A 24,234-nucleotide genomic window follows, 5' to 3' on the forward strand; every position below is an offset into this window, starting at 1 on the left:
CGCCGATGATCGATCTGTCCCGTTACCCGCATCTGTCCGCGATCGAGTCGCCGGCGGATCTCCGCCGCATTCCCGATGAACAACTCCCCATCGTCGCGGACGAGTTGCGCGGGTACCTGATCGAGGCGGTCGCAAGTTCTGGCGGCCATTTCGGCGCGGGGCTGGGGGTGGTGGAGCTGACGGTCGCCCTGCACGCCGTGTTCGACACCCCGCGCGACCGGCTGGTCTGGGACGTCGGCCACCAGTGCTATCCGCACAAGATCCTCACCGGCCGGCGCGACCGCATCACCACCATCAAGAAGAAGGACGGCCTGGCGCCATTTCCGCGCCGGGACGAAAGCGAGTACGACACCTTCGGCGTCGGCCACTCTTCCACTTCGATATCCGCCGCGCTGGGCATGGCGATCGCACTGCGGCACAAAGGCGATAGGCGCAAGCTCGTTACCGTGGTCGGCGACGGCGCGATGACCGCAGGCATGGCGTTCGAGGCGCTCAATCACGCGGCCGATATCAACGCCGACATGCTGGTGGTGTTCAACGACAACGGCATGTCGATCAGCGAGAACGTGGGCGGCCTGACCAAATCGGTGGCGCGCCTGCCCGGCACGCTGTTCGAGGAAATGGGTTTTCACTACAACGGCCCGGTCGACGGCCACGACGTGGTGCAACTGCTGCAAGCCTTGCGCACCGTAAAAAATCTGCCCGGCCCGCAGTTGCTGCACGTCGTCACCACCAAGGGCAAGGGCTACGCACCGGCGGAAAAGGCGCAGATCGAATACCACGCGGTGGGTCCGTTCGATCCCAACGCCGGCGTGGTGAAAAAAGCCGGCCCGTCCAAGCCCACCTATTCGGATGTATTCAGTGACTGGCTGTGCGACGTGGCGGCCGTGGACGACCGCCTGCTCGCCATCACGCCGGCCATGCGCGAAGGCTCGGGACTGGTGCGTTTTTCCCAGGAATATCCGCAACGCTATTTCGACGTGGCGATTGCCGAACAGCACGCCGTGACCCTCGCCGCAGGGATGGCCTGCGAAGGCGCCAAGCCGGTCGTGGCGATCTATTCCACGTTCTTGCAGCGCGCCTACGATCAGGTGATCCACGACGTGGCGCTGCAGAATCTGGACGTGACCTTCGCCATCGATCGCGCCGGCGTGGTGGGGCCCGACGGCGCCACCCACGCGGGCAGCTTCGACCTGAGTTTTCTGCGCTGCCTGCCTAACCTGGTGATCATGGCGCCGGCCGACGAAAACGAATGCCGCGCGATGCTCACCACAGGTTTCCGCCACGACGGCCCGGCGGCCATCCGTTATCCGCGCGGCACCGGCCAGGGCGTTGCCGTCGCCAAGACCCTCGATACGCTGCCGCTAGGCAAGGCGGAACTGCGCCGCCGCGGCCATGGCCTGGCGATATTGAGCTTCGGCGCGATGCTGCCGCCAGCGGAGGAAATCGCCAAGGAACTCGACGCGACCCTGGTGAACATGCGTTTTGTCAAGCCGCTGGATGAAACCTTGCTGCTCGAACTGGCGAAAGACCACAGTGCCTTCGTCACCCTCGAGGACAACGCAGTGGCGGGCGGTGCCGGTGCGGGCGTGGCCGAGTGCTTGATGGCGCGTGGTGTAAGCTTGCCGGTCCTGCATCTGGGCCTGCCCGATGCCTATCTGGAACACGGCACCCGCGAGGAAGTGCTGAGCGAAGCGGGACTGGATCTGCCCGGCATCCGCAAGGCGATTCTTGCCCGTTTCCCCAAGCTCGGTTCGTTGAACCAGGCGAGTGCTTAAAAACAATTTGCCGAAGGCCGCGTGATGCCCTCTCTCCTCCGGGGAGAAGAAGCAAAGCCCCGTGGTTGCGACATACATCCATCAATAAGGAAGCGTTAGGCCCGTGACTGAGCTTATCGTCCGCATCGTTCAATTCTGCCGGCGCTTTGCCGTGTATGTGCTGGTGTTCTACGCCGTGATGGCGGGAGCCGGCATCTGGTTGGCCGCGCATCGCCTGAGCGTGGATACCGACACCGACAACATGTTCGCCAAGACGCTGCCCTGGCGCCAGCACGCCATGGCGTTCGACCGCGAATTCCCGCAGTTCAACAACCTGCTGGTAATGGTGGTGCGCGGCGCCACCGCCGAGGAAACCGACGAAACCGCCGCGCAGCTGGCCAAAGCGATGGAGGCGGACAAAAAGCATTTCATCGACGTGAGCCGCCCGGATGCCGATCCGTTTTTCCGCACCGAGGGCCTGTTGCTGCTCGGCCCGGACGACCTGACCAAGCTGCTCAATTCGCTGATGAACGCGCAGGCCCTGCTGGGGCCGCTGGCCGCCGATCCTTCAGCACGCGGGCTGTTGAACGGCGTGTCGCTGATGGCGATCGGCGTGCGCATCCAGCATGCCGATCTCTCTCCCTACAAGCCTGCGCTGGACCAGTTGCGCCAGGTGCTCGACGACGCCGCGGACGGCCATCCCGTACCGTTGTCGTGGCAAGGCCTGCTGGGTTCGGATGTCACCCAGCAACCCGACAATCTGCGCATGGTGCTCGCGCATCCGGTGCTGGAAGAAGGTTCGCTCGAACCGGGCAAAGCGGCCACCCGCGCCATGGAGCACATCCGCGACGGCCTGCCGGATGTGAAGGCCGGCCGCGTGCGCATCGACTACACCGGGCCGGTGGCCTTGGCCGACGTGCAGTTCGGCGCGCTGACCAAGGGCATCGTGTGGAGCACGCTGGGCAGCCTGTTGCTGCTCACGCTGTGGCTGTACCTGGCGATGCATTCGTTCCGCCGCATCATTCCCATTCTCATCACCCTGCTGGTGGGCTTTGCGCTGACGATCGGATTCGCCGCGCTCGCCATCGGCACGCTCAACGTGATCTCGGTAGCCTTCGCCGTGCTGTTCGTGGGCCTGGCGGTGGACTTCGGCATCCAGTTTGCCGTGCGCATGCGCGAGATGCGCATGCTGCACGAAGACATCAACGTGGCCATCGCCGAATGCGCACGCGTGTCCGGCAGTCAGATCGCCGTCGCCGCCGCCGCCACCGCTTGCGGCTTTCTCGCGTTTTCGCCGACCAGTTTCGTGGGCGTGGCCGAGCTGGGCACCATCGCCGGCGTCGGCATGGGCATCGCCCTGGTATGTACGCTGACCTTGTTGCCGGCACTGTTCAGCCGGTTCAAGCCCAAGCGCCAAAGTGGCGAGCTGGCATTGCCGTTCGGCCCGAAAATGGACGTGTTCCTGCACCGACGCTACAAGCCAGTGCTGGTCGTGTTCGCACTGCTCGGCGTGATTGGCCTGTACGCCGCCATACGCATGCCGTTCGATGCCAACCCGCTCAACACGCAGGACCAGCATTCCGAGCCGATGCGCACGCTGCGCAGCCTCGCCGCCAACCCGATCACCAACCCCTTCAACATCAACATCATGGTGCCGGACCTGGCCACCGCACGCACGCTCACCGACAAGCTGTCGAAGCTGCCGGAAGTGTCCCAGGTGATTTCCGCCGCCACCTTCGTGCCGCCCGACCAGCAAGCCTCGCTCGACCAGCTCAACCAGGCACAGGTGCTGATGCTGCCATCGCTGGATGTCGACCCTTCCGCACCGCCGCTCACACCTGCCGCGCTGCGCTCGGCCATTGAAGATGCACGTGGCGCGATTGCCGATGCCAACTCGCAAATGCCTGCTGACTCGCCGTTGCGCAGCATCGACGCTGCCTTGGAAAAGCTTGCCAAGGCGCCCGACGACCGCCTGATGGCGATGAACGAAGCGGTGAGCCGCTTCCTGCCGGCCCAGTTGCAAAGCCTGCGCGATGCACTGGACGCCAAGCCTGTGACTCTGGCAACGCTGCCCGAATCGATCAAGCGCAACTGGGTCAGTCCTTCCGGACAGGTGCTGGTGCAGGTGTCGCCCACGGTCAACGACCAGGACACGCAAGGCCTGCGCCGCTTCGTGGAAGCGGTACAGCACATTGCACCCGACGCGGGCGGCCCGGCAGTCACCACCGTGGCCTCCGCCGACACCATGATGCGTGCCTTCAAGCAGGCCGCGGTGCTGGCGACCATCGCCATCGCCATCGTGTTGATGCTGGTCATCCGTCACCTGAAGGACACCGGCATCGTGCTGCTGACGCTGGGCATGTCCGCACTGCTGACCGCCCTGCTCGCGCGCATGCTGGGCATGGCCGTCAACTATGCAAACATCATTTCGCTGCCGCTGCTGCTGGGCGTGGGCGTGTCGTTCAACGTGTACTTCGTGATGAACTGGCGCGCCGGCATGCGCCGCTTCATCAGCTCGGCTTCGGCGCGCGCGGTGCTGTTCTCGGCACTCACCACCGGTACGGCGTTCGGCTCGCTGGCACTCTCGCACGATCTGGGCATGTCGAGTATGGGGCGCATGCTGCTGGTCAGCCTGGTGGCGGTGCTGTTGGCGACCTTCGTATTCCTGCCTGCGCTGTTGTATGCGATCAAGCCGCCGCGGCAGATCAGCGGTATCGCGCACTGATAGAAGCTGCACCGCAGGTTGGGTTACACGCAGCTAACCCAACCCGCGACGGTCAGGCATCGTTGCTCGCGCGATAGGTGAAATCCTTCACCACAATACTTCCCTCGTTCGCACTGTAGATACCGATCTTCAGGCTGACGAAACCGCCGAACACGTTGTGGTGAATACCCGACACTTCCATGCGCAGGCCGTGCAGCACCCAGGTTTTGCCGTCGTCGTGGGAGTAGTGGTAGGTGATGACGTTGTTGTCGTTGGTCAGGCGAATACGCACGCTTGACGTCTTCATCGGCGTGCGCATCCAGCTCTGCTCCTGCGCGTATTCGAAGGTTTTCATCTCGCTCGATGAAAACCCCACGCCGACGAATGCCACCGGGTTGTAATACAACAACAATCCGCCTTCCGCTTGGCCAACGAGTTCGATGGTGACTTCCGCGACGTAGGAACGATCGCCGACCAGGCAGGTCAGCGGCGAACTGTCTGCTGGCGAGCGCCCTTTTGCTGCCAGGTGCAGGCCGCCTGCCGCGTAGCTCACGCGCTGCAGTTCGCCGGGCGACGCATCCAGCACGCTCCACTGCGTGCCGAGACGATTCTGCGTGAAGTCATCCGACAAGGCGCGTCCCGCGGGTCCGCTGATGCCGCCTTTCGGCTTCGGCAACGGCCTGGAAAGATCACCGCCGGTGGCGCGAAACCAGCCGTCGTCTGTCCACACCATGGGTTCCAGCAGCGTTTGCCGACCGAGTGTCCGAAAGCCGTTCTCGTAGCCGTGATAAACCATCCACCAATCGCCCGCCGGCCCTTCCACCAGCGACGCATGCCCGCGCGACCACCATGGTTCGGATGCGCTCAAGGTGCGCACCAGCGGATTGTGCGGACAATCTTCCCAAGGCCCATGCACCGATCGCGATCGCGCTGCGATGACCATGTGCCCGGTCGGCGGACCGGCCGTGCCGCCAATGGCACTGATCAGATAAAACCATTCTCCGCGGCGCAACAGCTTCGGGCCTTCCGGCGCGAAATCCTCCACCACCCAGTCGTCGGGGTAATGCCAGGGTTTGTAGGCGTGTTGCAACTCGCCGTCGGTCGCCAGGCCGCTGTCCGCAAGCCGGATGCGGCGAATGCCGTTGACGAACAGATAGCGCTTGCCGTCTTCGCCGACGACGTGACCGGGATCGATGCAATCGCCGATCTTCAAGTCGATGGGATCGCTCCACGGACCTTCGATGCGATCGGCCCAGATCACATAGATGGACCATCCTGTTCCCGGATCGGCCGGCAGGTAAATGAAATAACGTCCGTCGTGCTTGCACAGGTCCACCGCCCATACCGTGCCAAGCGGCTTGGAAAGCGCCGGGCCGATCGGCGCCCAGTTCACCAGATCGGTGGAATGCCAGATCACCAGCCCGGGCGTGGCATAGAACGGCGAGAACGTCATGTAGTAGTCGCCGCCGTCCTTGAGGATGGTCGGGTCTGGATGATCGCCGGGCATGATGGGATTGCGGTAGGTACCGTCGCCAAGGTCCGCCTTGCGCTGGCCTTCAATGCCCGCGCCCCAACTCACTGGCCGTTCGCCGTTCTCATCACCTTCGCCAGCCGCAGCCGCAGAAAAGCAAAACGGTGCTGCCGCAGCGCCGGCCAGCATCATTTTGAACACGTTGCGGCGGGATTGACTGACCACTTGGGCACCCTGCGTCTTAACTGATTTCGCATTGTGCAATGGTCGCGCCAAAGATCGCCGTTATGAAAAACGACGACTTTATTTACTTTTTTTGCGAATCGGATCGCTAGAACGGCACGTTGAATGCTACCCCCACCGTGCGCGGCGTCGACATCTGCACCAGCATCGGCCCGCCCACCGTGGAGAGGAAATTCACCGCTTCGTCGTTCAGGGTGCCGATCGGCACCTGCCGGTTGAGCAGGTTGCGCACGTAAAAATCGATGTTTGCGCCATTGCGCAAGTTCACGCCCGTATTGATGTCCAGGAAGGTGAATCCCGGCAGGTAGAAATTCGGATCGCTGCTGTCGCCCGAGAAACCTGCGTTGCGATGACTCGACGCGCGCACGTTGGCGCCGACGTACGCATCCAGCCCAGCCAGGATGAATGTGTACTTGCCGCTCAAGGTACCCGCCCATTTAGCGGAATACGGCAGCGGCGAGTTGGGTTGGATGCCCAGTTGCGGGCTGCCGTTCATGGTGTACGCGTCCGTGTAGGCCGAAGACGCTGCAAACTGCCACGACCCGCGAGAATAATTAGCCTGCATCTCCACGCCCTCGACACGCGCGTCGCCGGCGTTCTGAATAATGGTGTTGCCCAAGGTGTAGGTGTACAGCTGCACGTGGTGCCACTCGATGTCGTAGCCGTCGATGCCGACATTCAAATGACCATCGAGGTGGCTGCTCTTGTAGCCGAGCTCGTAGCTCTCCAGGTTGTCGGAACCGAAGCTGTCTTTCGCGTTGGGATTGGGACCGAGCAAGGTGCTCTGGAGGGGCGCTTGCAGTCCACCCGGCCGATAGCCGGTGGATGCACGCGCGTAGTAATTGTCGTGGTCGTTCGGCCGCCAGCTCAGCGTGACCATCTTGGTCACGTCGTCGCTCAACAGATGTTCGCGGAATCCGCCCTGGCTTCCGGCAAACGGCCCTTCCTCCAGATTGGACAGATGCTGCGAATTGCCGCTGGCGCGCATACCGACGGTCAAGTCGAGCGTCGGCTTGATGTGCCAGGTGAGATCGCCATAGCCTGCATACTCGGCAAAACCCGCGTTGACATTCTGCTGAATGAGACTGGTTTTCCCCGGGGGCGGAGCATTGTCTCCCTCGAGCGCGTATTGCTCCCAGACATTCTCCCGGTTGAACCACAACCCGCCCAGCCAATCGAAGTGTTCGTTCTTGCGCGAGGTGAGGCGAATCTCCTGCGAGGTCTTGTGCACGGTGTATTGGGAATCCACATAGAGCGAACTCATCGGCTGATCCACACCGAACAACGGCCCCAGCTCATTGAGCAGGCCAAGGAATGAATCGGGATAATCCTGCACGCTGTGATTGACGAAATTCTGGTATGAACTGATCCAGTCCAGCGTAGCCCAATCAAAATCGTAGCCGACGTGGAACGAGTAAAGCTCAAGTGTCTGCGCAAACGGCTCGCGATGGTTCAGCCGGCGCACATACGGCCCACCGGAAATGGGTTGCCCCTGCAAATTGTAGTCGGCCATGGACAATCCATCAGCAGCGATCTGCTGGGCCATGGCGGTTACGTTGAAGGTGAGCTTGTCGGTGGGATCGAATTCCAGTTGCACGCGCGCGCCTCGCGTATGCGTGCGATCGTCGCCGCCGGCCGGCGTTTCGCCCACGGCTTGATAGACGCCGGTGACGTGTTGATCGACCACTGCCACGCGCAACGCCGCCTTGTCCTTTATCAGCGGAATGTTCAAGCTGGCGTGCTCGGTGTAGCTCATGCCTCCGCGGTTGGTGTTGGATATGTCGCCGCCGACATTGCCGGAAAATCCACTGGCATCCGGCTTGACGGTCACGTATTTCACCAGGCCGCCCATCGATCCTGCGCCGTACAAGGTGCCCTGCGGCCCATACAGGAATTCGATGTGATCCAGATCGAGCAGGGCCGGGTCGAATACGAACGTTGCGGCTGCCGCATACACCGTGCTGCCGCCGACCGGCACATCGTCGATGTACAGCGACACTGTGGGGCTGGTCTGGTTGCCGGTCGACACACCGCGCATGATCAGCTCGCCCTGCCCCGTGCCGCCCGCGCTCGCAAAGAACACACCAGGCTGATAAGACACGTAGTCGTTGAGATTCTTCGCACCCACTTGCTGCAAAGACACAGCCTGTACCGTGTCGACGTGCATAGGCACTTCGCGTTCCGGTTCGCGCCGGCGATTCGCCGTTACCATAACCTCGCCCAAGGTCACCGCGGACTTGCGATTCGACGGCGTCGCTGGTGGCGTGCCTGACGACGTTGCCGGCGCGGTAGCGGTCTGCGCCATCGCCGCGGTGGCAACGGCAGGAAGCATGAAAGGAAGCAGCAGGCGGATCGCACGTGGCAAGGAGTGCGCAACCGATTCACGACTGACGATGACGCGATGAGTGTGCTTCATGGCGATACATCCGGGGCAGGTTTTGCTTTTCTAGTTTCCCTAGAAATGCCCGGATGCGCCGATATAACCCGGGCTCCTTAGTGTCGCCCGCAGTCTACGCTCATGTTCAAGGTGAGTCACAACTTTTGCTGATCGACCAGCATCCGACACTGACGCGATCGCGACCTTCCAGATCCTGCATCGTTGAAACTTTCGCGAAAGATGCGTTGCGCAGCAGCGTACGCACGGCCTCCCCTTGATCCCAACCGTGCTCGAACAATAGCCACCCATCTGCAAGCAGATGTGCTTTTGCATCAGCGATGATACGACGGATATCGTCCAACCCATCCGCACCGGATGCGAGCGCGCTCAATGGCTCGAAACGCAGATCGCCCTGGTTCAAATGAGGATCGTCACACTCGATATACGGCGGATTGGACACGATCACGCCGAAGCGCAGCCCTTGAAGCGGCGCGAACCAGTCGCCCTGCGCGAAGCTGACATTGGCGATCCCGTGGCGCTGCGCATTGCGCTGCGCGACCGCCAGTGCGTCTACACTGGCATCGACAGCCGTCACCTCGGCACGTGGACGCTCGCGCGCGATAGCCAAGGCAATCGCACCACTGCCGGTACCGAGGTCCGCAACGCGGACGTCGGCATCGATGGGCAAATGCTCAAGCGCCAGTTCCACCAGCAGCTCGGTTTCGGGGCGAGGTATCAATGTCGCAGGCGTTACTTCCAGATCCAGCGACCAGAAACCGCGCCGGCCGGTAATGTAGGCGACCGGTTCGCCGGCTTCGCGCTGCTCGACCAGCACGCGGTACGCCAGGGCATGTTCCGCGGACAGCGCATCGTCCGCGTGCGCAATCAACCAGCTGCGCGATTTGCTCAGCGCATAAGCCAACAGCACTTCCGCATCGGTGCGGTCACCGAGTCGCTGTGTCGCCGTTTGCAGGGCTTCGCGTACTTTAACCATCACTGGAGGAATCCATGGCGGCGGAATGTTCGTTCAATGCGGGATGGATGCCGGATCCTGCTTCGCTTTCAACGCCGCGCACAAGAGGATGCGCTCGCGCGTTTGGGCCAGGCCGCGATCGGCACCGGGCAAATCCTTCAAGCGTGGCTGGAAGAAAGACTGCAGGTGATCGGCCGCAGCCACGGAGCAGTGCCCACCGCCCACCAATCCAGGCAGCAGGCCGCCGGCGAAGCTTCCGGTGCGCGCCAGCACCAATGGGTAGCGCAGGGTAAACCACTGCCACAAGCCGTCGCGCTGCTGCGGCGTTTCGGAACTGCCACGCAGGATCATCGCCATTTCGCCCACTTTGACGTCTTTGCCGATCGCAAAGTCGCGCACCTGATCGGCCAAGGCGGGATCCTCGACCCTGCTGAGGCCGGCGAGCATCGCGTTGCGCAGATCCGGACTGCTGACTTTTGGCAAGGTGCTGATCAGCGCATCGACGACCGGCTTGCCATGCTCCTGTGCGGCCACCGCCAGCGCCACACCAAGCAGATCGGGATTGACCACATCGAAATTCAGCTTGCCGTCCGGCGTCTTGCTGAGCGCCGCATCGCCAAACTGCAGCATCGCGGCACGCACTTCCGGCAATTTGAAATCGAGCGCGAGGGCTTCGGCAAGCTGGCCGCGAAGCACGGCATCGGCACTGCTTTCGCCTGGCTTACGTTGGTAGCCAAGCCGCTGCAGCCGCGGCAAATAGGCATCCTTCACCCACGTAACGATGGCCGAACGCTGCGCATCGCTTGCTGCTTCGTAGCGATAAATCCAGGCGATGGTATTCAGCGGCGCGATCGCCACTTCATCGGTCGCCACGCCGGTCACCGGCTTCAACGCCGCCAAGGTCTCGGCTGCGTTCCACTCGCCCTTGCGAAATCCTGCATCGATGCTGTCGGCATAAGCCAACTGCTCGCGCGCATTCAATTCGCCCAGGTGCTGCGCGAGATCCTGCCACTGCGACTTGTCGAGGCTGAAACGGTAATAACCGCGCGCATCCGCATTGGGCATGACCCAAGTGGAGGCGCTGGCGTTGGACAGAACCATCGTGCCGGTCGGCTTGGTCAAGAGCTGGCACCCGGTGCGGGTTCCACCGGCAACCGCATAGCGCACGCAAACGGGAATGCCCCAGGTACGGTTCGCCTCGCCGCTGCTGCCCAGAGGCAGGTAGCGATCCTGGCTCAGGTTCAAAACCACCTGTCCGTTCTGGTGCTCCAGCGCGACCCGCACATAGGGCACGCCGGATTGATCGAGGAAGCTGTTGAACGCCTGCTTGAAGCTGTCGCCCTGGTTCGCCGCGGCGGCAATCGCATCAACCAGATCGTCCGCAGTAGCGTTGCCGAACTTGTGCGCCTGGATGTACGCACGCATGCCCTTCTGAAAGGTGTCTTCGCCGACGTAACCCTCGAACATGCCCAGCACGGCTGCGCCCTTGCGATAGGTAATGCTGTCGAATGCGGTCTCGATATCGCCGTTGCCGGTGATGGGCTGGCGGATCTTGCGCGCGCTGACGAGGCTGTCGTTCTGCATGGCCTGCTGCGCACCGCTGATGCGGTCCAGGTCGGCACGGTATTCCGGGTGCACCTTCATGGTGACTTTCTGCTGCATCCAGGTGGCAAAGGCCTCGTTGAGCCAGAGATCGTCCCACCAGGCCAAGGTCACCGTATCGCCCGTCCATTGATGCGCCAGTTCGTGGGCAGTGACATTGAAGGAACCGCGTACATATTGCGCCGGCGAATCGGGGTCGAGCAGCAGCAGCCAGTCGCGGAACGTGACCAGGCCCGGGTTCTCCATGGCACCGGCGGAGAAATCCGGCGCCGCCAGCAGATCGAGCTTGCCGAACGGATAACCGAAACCGTAGTAGTTCTCCAGCGCGTGAATGATGCTTGGCGTTTCGCCCAATACGTGCTGCATACGATGGGCTTCACCCTGTGCGGCGATACCGCGCAGAGGCAGCGCCTCGCTGCGAAAGCTGTCCGGCGCAATCGCAGGCGCATTGGCGATGTCCCACTTCCCGACCGCAAAGGCCACCAGGTAGGTGGGCAGTGGACGCGTCTGCGCAAATGTCAGGGTCTTCCAGCCGGGTCGACCGGAGGTTTCGCCGATTTGCCTGGCGTTGGCCACACCCACCTGATCCGCAGGAATGGTCAAGGCAATGTCGTAAGGGGTCTTGAAGCCGGGCTCGTCGAAACCGGGAAAAGCGAAGCGCGCACTGACCGGCTCCATCTGGGTCATGACATATGGCACGCTCGCGTGCGTCACTTTGTACAAGCCCTGCAGTTGCTGATTGAAAGGCGCGGAGTAAGCGATCTCCAGCGTCAACGCCTGCGGTTTCAGCACGGCGCCGAAGTCGACGCGCGAGACACCCTCTTGCGGTTGAGCTTCTTCGTATGTCCCTGCGTGGACCTCGCCTTTCGCATCGGTCACCACGACCTTGCTGACGTGCAGGCTGCGCCCATTCAGCCACAGGTGATCCGCGGGCTGCTTCAGGTCCACCTTGATCGTGGCGGTGCCGGAGAACTCTCCCGCAGCCGGGTTGACCGTGAGAGCCAGCCGATATGAGGTTGGCACCGCCCAGTCGGGCAATCGCGCGCCGGGAGCCGTGTCGGCGGGCGTATTTGCAAGACTCGCCGCACACCACGCAGCCAAGGCCAGAGATACCGACAGACAGATAAGACGACGCATAACGGGCCTCGCTTACGAGATGAAAAAGGATTAACGGTACCCGACGTAGGCACACTGCCACAAGACGATAGGGCAAAGGCCTCTGATCGGAATGATCCGACCCGCCTAAGCTTAATGTCTGATTACCGACTGTAAGAGTTTCCATGTCGATGAAAGGTCACCGCCCACCCGCCTCCTATGCGCATGCTCGGCCGCTTCACGTCCTGGTGCTGGAAGACAACGCCGAACTGCGCCAGCAGATTCTGCTGCCGGGCCTGCGCGACTACGGCTTTCGCGTGCACGGCGCCGGCACCGCAGCCGAGCTCCACCGAATCATGTCGAAGCAACATCTGGACATCGTCATACTCGACGTAGGCCTACCCGACGACAACGGCTTCAACGTGGCTCAGCGACTGCGTTCCCTGTCGGATATCGGCATCGTGATGCTGACCGGCAATGATGGCCGCCAGCACCACCTGGCGGCCCTGCAAAACGGTGCCGACTTCTATCTCACCAAACCGGTGGACCTCGACGTGCTTGCCGCCACGCTGCACAACCTCGCCCGGCGGCTGTCACCCGCCTCCCTGATACGCGATGCCATGCCTGATGCAACGCAACCGCCTCGCTGGCGACTGGAAGCCGGCTGCTGGCGATTCGTGTCACCCAAAGGCAAAGTGCTGGCTCTCACCGCCGCCGAGCAATGTGTGGCGGCAACACTCGCCGCTGAAAACGGTACTCCCGTCTCGCGGGACTCGCTGATCCAGGCCCTGGCCCTCAAGGTTCACAATTTCGATCCGCATCGGCTCGAAATGATGATTCACCGCTGGCGGCGAAAAGCGATCTCCAGCACTGGCGAAGCGCTGCCATTGATTACCCTTCGCGGAAACGGCTACATGCTTGCCTGCGACAGCGACACATCGATCCCGCGCATTTGATCGGGCGTCATTACCGATCGGCCTGATAGCGGCATAAAGCTTTTCAAAACGATCGTGTAGGGGAAAACTTCCAGAACAAATACGAAAAAATCGGCTCGCCACGGCACTTTCCGTGGCGAGCCGTTGTCGTGCGCGACTTTCCGGCGCCGCATCGGCAAAAGAAGGCTTTTTTCGATGGCAAAAAAAGTCTGACGCAACGCACGCGAATGTGATTTTCCGTGATTTTTGGTGAGTTTCGGTGAGTGACATTACCGCGCTGGTAAATCGATCCTGCGCACAACGCGATCGATCAGTTACACGTGACGAGCATCGTCGCGCAGGGAAAGCAAAGCGCAGTGGCTCTCACCCAGACACCGCACATCAAAACCACTCGTTTGCACGTGCAGGCGGGCGGGGCATTCATTCGGAGAGGAAGCAGTCAATGAACAGGATCTACAGCAAAGTTTGGAGCGTTGCGCTGGGCGCTATCGTGGTGGCTTCCGAACTGGCGAGCGGCAAAGCCGCAGTATGCAAAGGCGCCGATCCGAGGGGATCGCGCGCACTTCTGCGCGGCGCGCTGGCGGCTTTGATCGGCGTGGCGTTGCTCCCCTCCATGGCTCGCGCCGACGTCTGCGAAGGCAGCTTCGCCGACGGCATGCAGCCCCTCGCCACCGCCAATGCACTCGCATGCGGCGCGTTGGCCTCGGCAACTGGCAACTACTCCACTGCGCTGGGCAATCGCTCCACTGCAACCGGCGACTATGCGGCGGCTATCGGATACGCCGCGCAGGCACGCGGCACAAACAGCATCGCCGTGGGCCACGATGCATTGTCTTCCGGCAACACCAGCATGGCGCTGGGCCAGGACAGCCTTGCCTCGGCTGACAACAGCGTAGCCGTGGGCCAGGGTTCCGTGGCCGACCAGGCCAACACGATGTCGGTGGGCAGCGCCGGCGCCGAACGCCGGATCACCAACGTAGCCGATGCGGTCGACGGTCACGACGCGGTCAACAAGCATCAGCTGGATATGTTCGCCGAAACGGTCGGCGATGCGCAGCATTACTTCAAAGCCAGCGGCAAGCAGGATGGCAGCGACGATGCCGACGTCACCGGCGAAAATGCCGTGGCGGCCGGTTCCAATGCCAACGCAACCGCCAACGCGGCAACGGCTATCGGCAGCGAATCCTACGCCACCGGCATCGGCAGTACGGCGGTGGGCCAGGCGAGCATCGCCACCGGCGATTCGTCCGTAGCGATGGGGCAATCCGCTTACGCGGACGGTTTCGGCAACACCGCAGTGGGCGCGCATGCCACAGCAAACGCCGAGCAAGCCGCCACGGCAGTGGGTGCGCTGAGCGAAGCCATCGGCACCGGCTCCACTGCCACCGGCGGTGCGGCGCGTGCACTGGGCGACGGCAGCGTGGCTAGCGGCTTTGGCGCAACCAGCGTCGGCGAGGCCAGCATTGCGACCGGCGCTTACAGCGTGGCCGAAGGCGAAGGCAGTATCGCAGTAGGCAAGAACAGCACGACACACGGCCAACGCAATATCGCCATCGGCGCCGACACCGTTACCGAAGGGCTTGGCGCCACGGCGGTGGGAGCACAGGCCGAAGCTCGTGGAGCCTTCGCTACCACGTTGGGTAGCGGCAGCATCTCCGAAGGCAACGCCTCCACGGCGGTGGGCGGCAATGCCCAAGCTTATGGCTACGGCGCGACCGCATTGGGCACATTCTCCCTGGCAGGAAGCAATTTCTCCACGGCACTGGGCATGAACAGCGCCGCCGAGGATCTGGGTACCGCCACGGGTGCTAACGCCACTGCTGGCGACCAGTCCAGCGCATATGGTGCCAACAGCGACGCTACCGCCGAACAAAGCACGGCCATCGGCGCGAACAGTTATGCCGGCGCGCAGGGCACTGCAAGCGGCGCAAACGCGCATGCAGGAGACCAATCCAGCGCCTACGGCGCGAACAGCGATGCCTCCGCCAATCAAAGCACGGCCATTGGAGCGGACAGCTATGGCTGGGGCGATCGCTCCACCGCACTGGGCCTTGGCGCTGGAGCCACCGGCGCCGATAGCCTGGCCATCGGCTCGCAAAGCTACGCGTCGGGCGAATTCAGCACCGCCAATGGCGCTGGCGCGTATACGTCCGGCGACTTCAGCGTCGCACAAGGTGCATTCGCCTCTGCCCTTAGCTATGGCAGCGTTGCCGTCGGCGCCAATGCTGAAACGTCCGGAGAAGAAGCGCTTGCCATCGGCGCCAATGCAAGAACCACCGGCGATCGCGGCATTGCCATGGGTGCGCAGAGCCGTGCGCGCGGCGAAGAAGCAACGGCTGTAGGTGCCAATGCATCTGCGGTCGGCGACAGCAGCGTGGCACTGGGCAACAGCGCGCTAAGCGCCGGCGAGGCTAGCATGGCGACGGGTTCGTACAGTCGCGCCACGGGTGCATTCAGTACCGCTACCGGCACCGCTTCGGCGGCCAACGGCGATTTCAGTATCGCCCACGGCGCCTATGCTTCAGCCATCGGCGAAGCGAGCGTTGCGATCGGTGCAAACTCGCAAGTTACCGGCGTCGAAAGCATCGGCGTGGGCCCCAACGCGCAAGCAACGGGCGATTACGCCAGCGCGGTGGGCAGCACCTCTACTGCCTCCGGGGATGGCAGCGTCGCTACCGGCTATCACGCTACGGCAACGGGCAAAGTCGCTACCGCAACGGGCACCTACAGCTTCGCCACGGCCGATAACGCCACGGCCGTAGGCAGCTACGCGCAAGCGATTGGCGCATCCAGCGCGGCGCTCGGCAACTATGCATGGGCCGCCAACAACCAGGCTACGGCACTCGGCACGCAAACCTGGGCATTGGGTGATTCGTCCACGGCAATCGGTGCCTATGCTTCTGCTGGCGGGAGCAATGCCACGGCACTGGGTAGCGGCTCATTCGCCGTCAGCAACAACAGCACCGCGCTTGGCACCTCCGCTCAAGCCCTCGGAGCTTCCACGCTCGCCATCGGTGCAGGCGCCATTGCTTACCCCGACAACGCCGTGGCCGTTGGTCCGCAAGCCTGGGTATTTGGCGATGAAGGCATCGCCATGGGATACGGCAGCCGCGCCAGCGGACCGCAGAGCATGGCCATCGGCAAAGACAGCGATGCCGAAGGTGCTCAAGGTATCGCGCTAGGCAACAGCTCCTACGCAGGCGGGACGCAGAGCATCGCCGTGGGCGACCAGGCCGTGGCCGATAGCGACTATGCCACTGCTATAGGCGGTAGCAGCTACGCCGCTAGCATTGGCGCGACCGCTTACGGCAATGGCGCCAATGCGATTGGCGAATACAGCATCGCCAGTGGCTATGCCAGCAACGCGTTTGGTGACTACAGCATCGCCATCGGGCACAACAGCCAAACCATCGGTGACTACGCCACGGCGGTAGGTAGTGACTCTACGGCCGGCCAAGGCAGCACCGCCGTTGGCTACAGCACGACTGCAACCGGTGCTTTCAGCGCAGCTTTCGGCGGTGCCAGCCAGGCAACCGGCGACTACTCGCTCTCCGTAGGCATCGGCGCCAACGCAACGGGCTTCGCCTCCACCGCTGTAGGCATGGGGGCTCAAGGCGAAGGCTTTGCCAGCACGGCCGTGGGACAAAATGCCGACGCAAGTGGGAACCACACGGTATCTATTGGCGTCGACTCCCTCGCTCATAGTCAAAACTCGACCGCTGTGGGATATGCCAGCTGGGCTACCGGCGACAACGCCACGTCACTGGGTTACAACTCCTACGCAGTAGGCACGAATTCGACGGCCATTGGTACAAACGCTACCACGGCCATCGATGCTGACAACTCCGTTGCGTTGGGCGCAAACTCCTACACCAATCGCGCCAACGTCGTATCCGTGGGCAACGACGCGACGGGCACAACGCGCCAGATCGCCAACGTAGCCGCCGGTACGGAAGGTACCGATGCGGTGAACGTCAACCAGTTGAACGAGGTCGCGAAAAACGCTCAAGACGCCTCGAAATACGTCAAGGCCAATGGCGACAATGGCTTCATCACGCTCGACGATGCCATTGCCGAAGGCAACTATGCGATCGCGGTAGGCAGCTCCTCTTATGCCGGCGCAGCGTACGCCACAGCCATCGGCAAGCAAGCGCAGGCCACCGGCACCAACTCGCTGGCCATCGGCAATGCCGCCAACGCTTCGTACATCAACGCCATTGCCCTGGGTGCCAACGCGCTATCGAGCAGTTGGTCTTCGATTGCCATGGGTACCAACAGCCAGGCCATTGGCGTGCGCAGCATTGCCATTGGCGAGAACGCATCGGCCAATCAAATGGGTGGCACGGCGATTGGTGTCAATTCAAAAGCACTAAACGACTTCACTACGTCCGTGGGCGCTTATTCTGCTGCACTCGGCAAGAGCAGCTCTGCGTTCGGTGACAGTGCACGTGCTACCGGCGACAGGTCCACGGCCATCGGCGGCGCTGCGGGAGACAACGGCGAGGGCTACAGCAGTTTCACCGCCGTGGGAAGCAATGCCAAAACGTATGCCGACGATGCAACGGCGCTCGGCGCTGACAGCCTGGTCTGGAAAAATGCCGCGGGCAGCACCGTCGTCGGCACCAGCGCCGAAAGCAGAGCCGTCAACGGTATCGCCATTGGCCAGGCCAGCCTGGTCGACTTCGGCGCAAACAACGCCGTCGCGCTAGGCGCGAATTCCATTGCGACACGCGCCAATACCGTATCGGTGGGCCAGCCTGGGCTTGAGCGCCAGATCAGCAACGTTGCCCGTGGCACCGAAGGTACCGATGCGGTGAACGTCGATCAGCTGAACCAGGCGATCGCGGACAACACCGCGCAAGCATCTCCGTACTTCAAGGCAGCCGGCCGGGAGGACGGCACCGACGATGCCATCGCCAGCGGCAAGCGCTCGGTGGCCGCCGGATCGAATGCCAAGGCCAGCGGCGACTATAGCGTCGCGACTGGCGACCAAAGTCAGGCCAAGGGCTGGGCAAGCACCGCCATGGGCATGTCCAGCAACGCATCCGGCGTCAACAGCACGGCCATCGGCATGCGTTCCAGCGCACTGGGCGAAGGCTCCATTGCGTTGGGGCAATCATCCAGTGCAACCACGTGGAAAGCGGTGGCAATCGGCGCACAAAGTGTCGCCAGCAGCGCCAACAGCACGGCAGTAGGCGTCAACACCAGTGCACTGGGCGAAGGCTCGGTCGCCATGGGGTCCAGCGCCAGCGCAGCAAACTGGAAAGCCATAGCTATCGGCGCTCAGAGCCTTGCAGGCGGACCGAACAGTATTGCCGTTGGCGTCAATGCCAGTGCGCAAGGCGAAGGTTCACTGGCCATGGGCAATACAGCTCAGGCCACCAGTTGGAAGAGCGTGGCACTTGGCTCGGACAGCAATGCGCTCGGCGCCTACTCCATCGCGCTGGGTGCCAATAGCGGCGCCTACGCCGACTACGGCCTCGCCCTCGGCGCCAACGCAACCAGCCTGGGCGTAAACGCCATGGCGCTGGGCGCCAACAGTTACGCCCTTGCACAGAACTCGGTAGCACTCGGCGCGCAATCCCTTGCCGACCGTGCCAACAGCGTGTCGGTCGGCAGTGCCGGCAACGAACGGCAGATCACCAACGTCGCGGCCGGTACGGAAGGCACCGACGCGGTGAACGTCAACCAGTTGAACCAAGTGGCACAGAACACCCAAGCGGCCTCGAAGTACTTCAAGGCCAATGGCGACAACGGTCCGATCACACTCGACGACGCCATCGCTGATGGCGACTACACCGTCGCCGTGGGTAGCTCTGCGTACGCAAGCTCGGCCTATGCCACGGCCATCGGCAAGTCTGCGCAAGCAACCGGCGTCGATTCTCTTGCCATCGGTAATTCGGCCAAAGCTTCCGCCAGGGACGCAATGGCCCTGGGCTCCAACAGTTCGGCCACGGGAGAATACACTGTCGCTTTCGGCGCAGCCGCCCAAGCACTCGATTCCGACAGCACGGCAATTGGCGCGAGCGCTGCAGCACTCGGCGCTCACAGCACTGCACTGGGTTTTGCAAGCCGCTCAAGTGGTCTGGAATCGCTTGCCTTGGGCGTAGGCGCCGTCTCCTCCGCAACGAGGTCTACGGCGATAGGCGCAGGCGCCTATGCCACCGGCGATTTTTCGCTCGCCATCGGCAGCGAGGAAACCATTGCCAAAAGCGCCAACACAGTCGCAATCGGCAGACAGGCGCTGGCCAATAACAACGGATCGGTGGCGCTTGGCTATCGGGCCTGGTCCATCGCCGACAATGCCGTTGCCATCGGTACGAACTCTTATGCAGACCGGGCAAACACCGTATCGGTGGGTGACGTGGGCAGCGAGCGCCAGATCACCAACGTTGCAGCGGGCACGCAGGACACCGATGCGGTGAACGTGTCGCAGTTGAATCAGGTGGCTCAGGCTGGCACCGCTGCCAATCGCTACTTCAAGGCCGGCGGCAAGAACGATGGCACGGACGATGCGGCAGCCAGCGGCGACCAGTCATTGGCTGGCGGCGCCAATGCCAAGGCGGGCGGCGATGGCGCCGTTGCACTGGGTGCTTATAGCAATGCGGCCACCTCGCAGAGCACTGCACTGGGCTTCAGCGCCAATGCCTCGGGCAATGCCAGTTTGGCATTGGGAGCCTATGCATCAGCCAATGGCTTCAACAGCGTTGCACTGGGTAACGGCAGCGTGGCCGATCGGGATAACACCGTATCGGTAGGCCGAAAGGGTGCCGAGCGGCAGATCACCAACGTCGCAGCGGGCACTTCCATCACCGACGTTGCCAACGTCAATCAGTTGCAATCGACCGCGGCGGCGATCGGCGGCGGCATGGCAATGGGGCCCAATGGTCTGTTCTCTGCTCCGGCCTTCACTATCCAGGGTGGCACCTACAACACCGTGGGCAATGCCTTCACTGCACTGGATGGGGCGGTCACTGCGCTGGGCGGCCGAGTGAGCTCGCTTGAATCGCAAGTCAATGGCAGCAGTGCTTCCACACCGAACGCCAGCGGCGTTGCGTTGGGCGCACCGGAAACACCTGCCACGACTGCGAGCAACGTCGCTACGACGGCCGCACCTGCGGCAACCGGCGGCAATGTAGTCGCAGGGGACAACGCCCAGGTTGCGAGCACAGCCAGCAACGCCACGGCGATCGGCGCAAACAGCAGTGCTACCGAATCGAATTCGGTTGCCATTGGTGCAGGCTCCGTCGCTGACCAGGCAAATACCGTTTCGGTAGGCAGTGCAGGCAACGAGCGCCAAATCACCAATGTGGCCACCGGTGTGAATGGCACCGACGCTGTCAACGTCACCCAGATGACGGAGAACACCCAGCAGGCGATCCAGGCAGCCAAGGACTATGCCGACTCGCAAAGCGCGCAGACGTTGAGCAGCGCCAATGCATACACCGATTCCAAGGTGGCGAACCTGGTCAGCAACGACGACTTCAACGCTTTCAAGAGTTCGGTGGACGATCGCTTCCGCACCGTCAATAAGCGCATCAACAGTGTCGGCGCGATGGGAGCTGCCTTGGCCGGCATGGCGGGCGCGATTGCCGCTAATCCGGGTACGGACAACCACATCAGTGCGGCAGCCGGCACCTACGGCGGCGAAGGCGCACTGGCCGTGGGTGTTTCCCGACGCCTCGGCAACAACGCCTCGATGCTGGTCGGCGGTTCGGTCTCCGGCAGTGGCGAAGCCAGCGGCACGGTCGGCTTCAGCTACGGCTGGTGACGATTTGCGCCCTCTCCACAGATTTTTCCGGAGAGGGCGCCTTTCTTGTTCCCGCGTTCGATGACGCAATACGAGTGGGCAAGCGCGCTTGTCCAGCTTTCCTCCGGGACGCGGAAAGCCCCGGTATACATCTAAAAGGATCCATGCATGAAGTCATTCCACTCCATTCGCATCGGTGCCATGGCCGCAGCGATCGCCCTGGTTAGCGCGGCCATCCATGCGGCCGATGCGCCAACGCTGCCGGCACCCAAGCTTTCGATGAGCAAGCTGTTTCCCGTGGCGCGGGCCAATCAGACTTACAGCCGCTTCATCATCACTTATCGAGATGGCAGCAGTGAACGCAGCAACAGTGCAGCGGCCGTGCAGAACGTCAACAGCGCCATCGGCCGCGCGGGCCTCAATCGTGCGACGACGTCGTCCACGGGTACTGCGCTGGTACCGTTGACGGCAACGTACCAGCGAAAAGTCTTCAACGGTGCGGATGTCGTACGCACTTCCCGCAAGCTCAATCAAGCACAAGCCAGCGCGCTGATGCTGCAAATTGCCGCCGATCCAAATGTGCTCGCAGTGCAGCCCGACTACCGCTTGCAGGCCGTGCGCGATATCAAGGCACCTGCTTCCCTGCAGGAAAAGGCCAATGCGGCCGTCCAGCGTGCAGGCACTCAAACCTACACGCCTGACGACCCGTACTATCAGCAGTATCAATGGGATTACTGGAACCTGGTGGGCGGCGCCAACACAAACAACGCCTGGGATCTGGCCGACGGCAGCGGCGTCACGGTTGTCGTGCTCGACACCGGCATTACCGAGCATCCGGATCTCGACACCTCGCTGGCGGACGAAGGCTACGATTTCATCACCGATTCGTTCTTATCCGGACGCGATTCGGACGGCCGCGTACCCGGTGGCTGGGATACCGGCGACTGGACCACTACGGAACCGTGGTTGAGCGAATGCACGGACGCCAGCAATCCACCCGAAGACAGCAGTTGGCACGGCACCCACGTAAGCGGCACCGTCGCCGAACTTACCGACAACGGCGTCGGCATGGCCGGCACGGCCTACAAAGCGAAGGTGTTGCCAGTGCGCGTGCTTGGCCACTGCGGCGGCGACACCAGCGACATTGCCGATGCGATCGTGTGGGCGTCCGGCGGCCACGTGGATGGCGTGCCGGACAATACCCATCCCGCGCGAGTCATCAACATGAGTCTCGGCGGTGGCGGTACCTGCGATGCGGTGACCGCTGCAGCCATCAACTCGGCCATCAGCCGCGGCACCACGGTCGTGGTTGCTGCAGGCAATAGCGGTGCGGATGCAGCCAACTTCACGCCATCCAGTTGCCCGGGCGTTATCACGGTGGCCTCCAATGGCATTACCGAGAAGCGCGCGTTCTATTCCAACTACGGGCAGACTGTCACTCTTTCTGCACCCGGCGGCGGCATCTATCCCAATGACGGTAGCTCCGGTACGCCTGTCAATGATGGCTTCGTGTGGTCAGCGCTGAACGATGGCGCCACTACGCCAACCACGGCCGACTACGGCGGCTACGCCGGCACCTCGCAAGCTACCCCGCACGTAGCAGGCACGGTCGCGCTGATGCTCAGTGCCGCGCAAGCCGCAGGTCTGACCGAACCGACACCGGCCCAAATCAAGCAGATGCTGGTCGATTCGGCACGCCCGTTCCCGGTATCCGAAGATCACCCGATTGGCGCAGGTATCGTGGATGCGGCGGCAGCGGTCAACGCCGCGCTTGGCAATGACGGCGGCACTACACCCCCGCCCACCTCCATCGTGCTGACCAACGGCATGATCGTGCCCGATCAGTCGACCAACGACGGCGCGAGCATCCTCTACTCGATCAACGTGCCGTCGGGAGCCACCACGCTGAACATCCGCAGCATGGGCGGCTCGGGCGACCTGACTTTGTACGTCAAGGCCGGTGCCGTGCCCAATGCCGACGGCGGCAACGCCGACTTCACTTCGTCCAAACCCGGCAGCAATCAGGCCGTGGTCATTCCCAAGCCGCAGGCGACCACCTACTACGTTCTGCTGAGCGGCAAGAACTCCATCGGCTTCGACCAAGTGTCGATGCTCGCCGCCTACAACGCACCCTGACATTTGCCTCGCCTGAAGCGGAAAGCCCCGGTTTCCAGCCGGGGCTTTTTTAATTTTCGACATCATAAATATCGATTACTAGAGATAAATTCATAGATATGGACTATCATCCAGTGCCATGAACCTACGCGATCTCCAATACCTCGTAGCGTTGGCCGAGCACCGGCATTTCGGCCGCGCGGCGGAAGCTTCCTTCGTCAGCCAACCCACCCTTTCGACCCAGATCAAGAAACTGGAAGACGAACTGGGGGTAGCGCTGGTGGAACGCACGCCGCGCAAGGTTCTGCTGACCGAGGTGGGCAAGGAAATTGCCAAGCGCGCTCGCGAAGTGCTCAACGAGATCGAGCAGATCAAGGGCATTGCCCGCCGTACGGTGGATCCGGAATCGGGCACGGTGCGGCTGGGCATTTTTCCGACCCTGGGGCCCTATCTGCTGCCGCACGTAGTGCCGATGGTGCACGAACGCTTTCCGCGCCTGGAACTGCTGCTGGTCGAGGAAAAAACCGAAGTCCTGCTGCATCGTCTGCGCGAGGGTAAATTGGATGCCGCCGTGCTCGCCTTGCCGCTGCACGACGACAATCTGCATGCGGAGTTTTTGTTCGAAGAGCCCTTTCTGCTCGCCGTGCCGCAGTCCCATCCGTTGGCCAAGCGCCCGCAACTGAAGCTCAACGATCTCTCCGACCAGAGCCTGCTGTTGCTGGAGGACGGCCATTGCCTGCGCGATCAGGCGCTGGAGGTCTGCCACATGGCCGGCGCCGGCGAAAAGAGCGGCTTCCGCGCCACCAGCCTGGAGACGCTGCGCCAGATGGTCGCTGCCAACGTGGGCATCACCTTGCTGCCGACGCTCGCGGTGAAACCGCCGGTAGCGCAGGCGCCGAACTTGCAGTTGGTCGAATTCAGCGGGCATGCGCCGAGCCGCCGGATCGCCATGGTGTGGCGCAAGAGCTCCGCGATGGGCGCTTTCCTCAAACAACTTGCCGACGTATTCAAGACATTGCCGCGCGATTTGCTCGATCCGCACAGCTCCGCCAGCGCAAGTACGGCCAAGCGCCGACGCTCGGCGTGATGGCAATTGCGCCATAGCTTTAGTCAATCGCCTTCATAAGAACAATCAATTTCATAACTTGCCTGCGCTGCGCTACGCTCGGCGGACACGGCCGGATGCGGCCGCCTCTGCATTCCCTCTCCAGC

The 24,234-nt window shown here is 62.6% G+C and carries 10 protein-coding genes; 6 read left to right on the top strand and 4 right to left on the bottom strand.

Going from position 1 to position 24,234, the window contains the following annotated elements:
* Window positions 1-5 precede the first annotated feature (5 nt).
* Complete coding sequence (gene dxs / locus ISS99_RS22130; protein ID WP_204633755.1) at window positions 6-1,778, top strand: 1-deoxy-D-xylulose-5-phosphate synthase; 1,773 nt, start codon at window positions 6-8, stop codon at window positions 1,776-1,778.
* A gap of 103 nt (window positions 1,779-1,881) precedes the next feature.
* Complete coding sequence (locus ISS99_RS22135; protein ID WP_204633756.1) at window positions 1,882-4,482, top strand: MMPL family transporter; 2,601 nt, start codon at window positions 1,882-1,884, stop codon at window positions 4,480-4,482.
* Between the two features lie 52 nt (window positions 4,483-4,534).
* Here ISS99_RS22135 and ISS99_RS22140 read toward each other — a convergent pair whose 3' ends face one another.
* From ISS99_RS22140 to ISS99_RS22155, 4 genes are all read right to left on the bottom strand, one after another.
* Window positions 4,535-6,157 carry a family 43 glycosylhydrolase gene (locus ISS99_RS22140; RefSeq protein ID WP_204633757.1) on the bottom strand — a complete coding sequence of 541 codons (1,623 nt, stop codon included), beginning with the start codon at window positions 6,155-6,157 and terminating at the stop codon, window positions 4,535-4,537.
* 106 nt (window positions 6,158-6,263) lie between these two features.
* Entirely contained in the window at window positions 6,264-8,591 is a 2,328-nt protein-coding gene (locus ISS99_RS22145) for a TonB-dependent receptor (RefSeq protein WP_204633758.1), read from the bottom strand.
* A gap of 106 nt (window positions 8,592-8,697) precedes the next feature.
* Window positions 8,698-9,546: a peptide chain release factor N(5)-glutamine methyltransferase gene (prmC, locus tag ISS99_RS22150; protein ID WP_204634020.1), complete on the bottom strand. Its 849-nt coding sequence runs from the start codon at window positions 9,544-9,546 to the stop codon at window positions 8,698-8,700.
* A 33-nt stretch (window positions 9,547-9,579) separates the two neighbouring features.
* Window positions 9,580-12,264: a M1 family metallopeptidase gene (locus ISS99_RS22155; RefSeq protein WP_204633759.1), complete on the bottom strand. Its 2,685-nt coding sequence runs from the start codon at window positions 12,262-12,264 to the stop codon at window positions 9,580-9,582.
* A gap of 143 nt (window positions 12,265-12,407) precedes the next feature.
* Between ISS99_RS22155 and ISS99_RS22160 the strand changes: the two genes are divergently transcribed.
* The 4 genes from ISS99_RS22160 to oxyR all read left to right on the top strand — a co-directional run bounded on the left by ISS99_RS22160 (window position 12,408) and on the right by oxyR (window position 24,109).
* Complete coding sequence (locus ISS99_RS22160; protein WP_239538295.1) at window positions 12,408-13,178, top strand: response regulator transcription factor; 771 nt, start codon at window positions 12,408-12,410, stop codon at window positions 13,176-13,178.
* Between the two features lie 421 nt (window positions 13,179-13,599).
* Window positions 13,600-20,928, top strand: a complete 7,329-nt coding sequence (locus ISS99_RS22165; protein WP_204633760.1) for an ESPR-type extended signal peptide-containing protein — start codon at window positions 13,600-13,602, stop codon at window positions 20,926-20,928.
* A gap of 147 nt (window positions 20,929-21,075) precedes the next feature.
* Complete coding sequence (locus tag ISS99_RS22170; RefSeq protein WP_204633761.1) at window positions 21,076-23,043, top strand: S8 family peptidase; 1,968 nt, start codon at window positions 21,076-21,078, stop codon at window positions 23,041-23,043.
* 118 nt (window positions 23,044-23,161) lie between these two features.
* Window positions 23,162-24,109, top strand: a complete 948-nt coding sequence (oxyR, locus tag ISS99_RS22175; protein WP_204633762.1) for a DNA-binding transcriptional regulator OxyR — start codon at window positions 23,162-23,164, stop codon at window positions 24,107-24,109.
* The last annotated feature ends 125 nt before the right edge of the window (window positions 24,110-24,234 follow it).

This window comes from Dyella mobilis (assembly GCF_016904945.1).
Lineage (GTDB): Bacteria > Pseudomonadota > Gammaproteobacteria > Xanthomonadales > Rhodanobacteraceae > Dyella_B > Dyella_B mobilis.

Coding starts and splice junctions, on each gene's coding strand:
- ISS99_RS22155 (WP_204633759.1), bottom strand. CDS start 12,264: ATGCGTCGTCTTATCTGTCTGTCGGTATCTCTGGCCTTGGCTGCGTGG.
- ISS99_RS22145 (WP_204633758.1), bottom strand. CDS start 8,591: ATGAAGCACACTCATCGCGTCATCGTCAGTCGTGAATCGGTTGCGCAC.
- ISS99_RS22165 (WP_204633760.1), top strand. CDS start 13,600: ATGAACAGGATCTACAGCAAAGTTTGGAGCGTTGCGCTGGGCGCTATC.
- oxyR (WP_204633762.1), top strand. CDS start 23,162: ATGAACCTACGCGATCTCCAATACCTCGTAGCGTTGGCCGAGCACCGG.
- ISS99_RS22160 (WP_239538295.1), top strand. CDS start 12,408: ATGTCGATGAAAGGTCACCGCCCACCCGCCTCCTATGCGCATGCTCGG.
- dxs (WP_204633755.1), top strand. CDS start 6: ATGATCGATCTGTCCCGTTACCCGCATCTGTCCGCGATCGAGTCGCCG.
- prmC (WP_204634020.1), bottom strand. CDS start 9,546: ATGGTTAAAGTACGCGAAGCCCTGCAAACGGCGACACAGCGACTCGGT.
- ISS99_RS22170 (WP_204633761.1), top strand. CDS start 21,076: ATGAAGTCATTCCACTCCATTCGCATCGGTGCCATGGCCGCAGCGATC.